Below are 3,757 nucleotides of genomic sequence, written 5' to 3' on the forward strand. Positions count from 1 at the left end.
CCAGGCCCCGGCGAGGGCGGCTCCGAGCGCGGCCCCGGCCGGGCGGCACAGCTCCCGCAGGACGTGCCGGGTGCGGATCGGCACCCCGCGCCGCCTGCCGTGCCGGGGGCCGCGCATGCCGGAGAGCAGCAGGGCGGCGGTGAGGGTGATACCGGTGGCGTTGGCGGCGGCGATGCCGGTCACGCCCCGGGTGCCGACGGTGGCCGCGCCGATGACGCAGGTGGCGAAGACCCCGGCGGACATGGCGCCGAGCGGGTACCAGGTGGGGCGGCCCGCCGAGAAGTAGGAGCGGACCAGGACACCGGTGAGGGTCTGGCCGAGCAGACCGACGGCGTACACCCGCATCACGCCCGCCGTGGCCACCGTGTCCTGGGCGGTGAACGCGCCGCGCTGGAAGAGGAGCTGGACGATCTGCGGGGCGCAGGCCACGACCGCCGCCGTGCCGAGCAGCACCAGTCCGGAGGCGACCGCGAGGTCCCGTTCCACCCGGACCCGGGCGCGCTCGGTGTCTCCCTCGGCGAGCGCCCGCGCGACCACCGGGAAGGTGATCGTGCAGAGCATCATCGACATGGTCATGGGGATCTGGGCGATCTTCTGGGCGTAGTTCAGGTGCGAGATGGCCCCGGAGGGCAGGCTGGAGGCGAGGAACCGCTCGATCAGCACCTGGGACTGCCGGCACAGCGCGAACAGCAGCACGGTCGCCATCAGCGGCAGGTTCACCGAGTGCGGCTTGGCGGAGGGGAGCTCCGGCGTCGGCTCCGCCGTCTGGTGATTGCGTAACCGCCCGATCAGGAAGGGCAGTTGGGTGAGGACCATCAGCAGCCCGCCCGTCGCGACCCCGAACGCCGCCGACCGCACCCCCCACACCCCGCCGAGCGCGAACATCGCGGTGACGATGCCCGTGTTGTACGCGACGTAGATCGCGGCCGGGGCCAGGAAGCGGCGGTGGGCGCGCAGGGCCGCGCTGAAGTATCCGGCGAGTCCGAAGGTGAGCACGCAGGTCGCGGTGAGGCGGGTGCAGTCCACGGCGAGCGCGGGGTCGGGCAGGCCGGGCGCGAGCACCTGGACGAGCTGCGGCGCGCCGAGCGCGAGCACCGCCCCCGCCACGGTGAAGGCCAGCGTCAGCCGGGGCAGCGTCCCCCGGACCAGGGCCCGTACGGGATCTCCCGGAGCGCCCTGCGCGCGGCGGGCCAGCGCCATGCTGAACGCCGGGATCAGCGCGAAGGCCAGCCCGTCCTCGATCAGCAGGGTGGCCGCGAACTCGGGCACCGTCCAGGCGACCAGGAAGGCGTCCGTGTCCCGCCCGGCCCCGAACAGCCGCGCCAGCGACTGGTCCCGGACCAGCCCCAGCAGGGCGCCGGCGGCGGACAGGGAAGCGGTCAGCAGGGCGGCGCGGGCGAGGAACCGCCGGGTCACCGGGGCGTGTTCGCGCTCGGGCGGCGGGGGCTGCCGGGTCGTCGTCCCCGGTTCCGGAAGGGGCGTCAGCGTCATCGCGCGCCCTCCGGGTCCGTGCCGGCCAGGGCCCACCACGCCACCAGGCCCAGGCACACCGCCGTCAGCACGGTGGAGGGGCCGCCGATGTCGGCGTACACGAAGTCCACGAGCTGCCAGAGCAGCAGGCCGCAGCCGATCAGCGCGCAGTCCAGGCCCCGGCCCGTCCGGTGGGCGGCCCGCAGGCCGCGCAGGCCGAGCACCAGCATCGCCAGCCAGCCGCCCGCCAGGCACAGCAGGCCGGTCAGGCCCTGTTCGGCGAGGACCAGCAGATACATGTTGTGCGGGGAGAGCAGCGGCTGCCTGCGGAAGCCGACGCCCGCGCCCTCGGTGTCGCTGCCCGAGGACAGCGCGAGCGAGGCGTGCCCGTCCCGGTACTCCGGAAAGCCCTTCAACCCGACGCCGGTCAGGGGGTGTTCGCGCCACATTTCGGTGGCCGCCGCCCACATGGTGTACCGGTCGGTGACCGACTGGTCGGGGGCGTCGGTGACCTTGGTGATGCTGTCCATCCGCTCCTGGAGCATCGCCGTGCCCACCCCGAGGCCGCCCACCAGCACCACCCCGGCCGCGACCACCACGGCGCCCACCTTCAGCGCCCGGCGGACCCCGGCCAGCAGCAGTTGCGCGGTGAGGGTGACGGCGGTGGCGATCCACGCGCCCCGGCTGAAGGAGAGCGCCAGCGGCACCAGCAGCGCCAGCGCGCAGCCGGCCGCGACCGTTCGCTCCCGCACCGGCGCCTTCCCCAGGGCGAGGCCCACCGCGCACAGCAGCCCGAACGCCACCACGGTGGCCATTCCCATCACGTCGTACGGCCCGAAGGTGCCGACCGCGCGGATCATCCGGCCCTGGTACGAGGCACCGGTCCCGGTGGCGTACTGCCGCACGCCGACCGCGCCCTGCCAGAGCGCCAGACCCACCAGCGCCCAGGCCAGCAGCCGGAAGTCCCGGCGGCCGCGGATCAGGAGGAGCACGGCGGCCGGGACCAGGACGAAGACCTGGAGGTAGCGGCCGAGTCCGGCGAGGCCGGCGCCCGGGGAGGCGGCGCCCATCGCGGCGAGCGCCGCACCGGCCACCGGCAGCCCCAGCACCAGCGCGGCCCTGGCGGACAGCGGGCGGGCCCGTTCCCGCAGCAGCCGCACCAGGCAGGCGCCGACGACCAGCGCGGACGCCGCGTCGGCCGGGCCCGCGCCGCCCCCCTCGCTGGAGGAGAGGGGCAGCGCGAGCAGGACGAGCACGGCGAGCACCGGCAGCAGCGGGGACCAGTGCCGGGGGCGGCCGAGCGGCAGCGCGAGACTCATCCGTCAGCTCCCGGTGGACCGGACGACGGCGGCCGCCGTGCGCAGCAGGATGCAGACGTCCTGCCACAGCGACCAGTTGTCGATGTAGGCGTTGTCGTAGCGCGCCCGGTCCTCGATCGAGGTGTCCCCGCGCAACCCGCTGACCTGCGCGAGCCCGGTGATTCCCACCCTCATTCGGTGCCGGGACGCATAGCCGGGGTAGCACTGGCTGAACTGCGTGACGAAGTACGGGCGTTCGGGGCGCGGGCCGACCAGGCTCATGTCGCCGCGGAAGACGTTCCAGAGCTGGAGCAGTTCGTCCAGCGAGGTCCGGCGCAGGAAGCGGCAGAACGGGTTCATCCGCCGCTCGTCCGCCACACTCCACCGGGTCGCCGACTCCCGCTCGTTCACCGGACGGTGGGTGCGGAACTTCAGCAGGGTGAAGGGACGCCCGTCCTTGCCGATGCGCTCCTGCCGGAACACCACGCCCGGACCCTCGCTGAGCCGCAGCACCAGCGCGCAGGCCAGCAGCAGCGGCGCGGCCAGCACCAGCAGGGCGCCCGACACCACCAGGTCCAGCAGCCGCTTGCCGACGCTGCCGCGCCGCCGGGCGCCGAGGTCGAGCCGCCGTACGGAGAACCCGGCGAGCTGCTCCCGCATCTCGTACGCCGGGCAGTCCGCGTCCACCTCCCACACCGCGCAGCCCGACTCGGCGAGCGCCCGCAGCAGCGGGCCCTTCTCGGTGCGTACGGCGGGGTCGACGGTGAGGACGGTGCCGACGCCGTTCTGGATGAGCGCCCGCTCGACCTGCTCGCCGCAGGTCAGCACCGGGAGCCCGGCGCTGCCGTCCGGGTGGTCGGTGACCACGCCGACGGGACGTACCCCGCAGTCCGGCTGCCGCAGCAGCGCGGCGGCGACCCGCTGGGCGGTCGCGACCGGGCCGATCACCAGCGCGGTGCTCGGCAGCCGCAGCCGCAGCACCCGGCGCC

3 protein-coding genes are annotated in these 3,757 nt (G+C 75.0%); all 3 read right to left on the bottom strand.

Annotation, left to right across the window (positions count from 1 at the left end):
• On the bottom strand, window positions 1-1,491 hold a 1,491-nt coding region (locus GT030_RS04600; protein ID WP_161199961.1), incomplete at its 3' end, for a lipid II flippase MurJ.
• The gene (locus GT030_RS04605) at window positions 1,488-2,789 is read right to left on the bottom strand and encodes an O-antigen ligase family protein (RefSeq protein ID WP_161199962.1); all 1,302 of its coding nucleotides are present in this window, start codon (window positions 2,787-2,789) and stop codon (window positions 1,488-1,490) included. The genes GT030_RS04605 and GT030_RS04600, both read right to left, overlap by 4 nt.
• 3 nt (window positions 2,790-2,792) lie before the next feature.
• A partial coding sequence (locus GT030_RS04610) for an exopolysaccharide biosynthesis polyprenyl glycosylphosphotransferase (RefSeq protein ID WP_161199963.1) occupies window positions 2,793-3,757 on the bottom strand: 965 nt, incomplete at its 5' end.

This window comes from Streptomyces sp. SID1328, from assembly GCF_009865595.1.
Taxonomy (GTDB): Bacteria; Actinomycetota; Actinomycetes; order Streptomycetales; family Streptomycetaceae; genus Streptomyces; species Streptomyces griseoluteus.

Coding starts and splice junctions, on each gene's coding strand:
- GT030_RS04605 (WP_161199962.1), bottom strand. CDS start 2,789: ATGAGTCTCGCGCTGCCGCTCGGCCGCCCCCGGCACTGGTCCCCGCTG.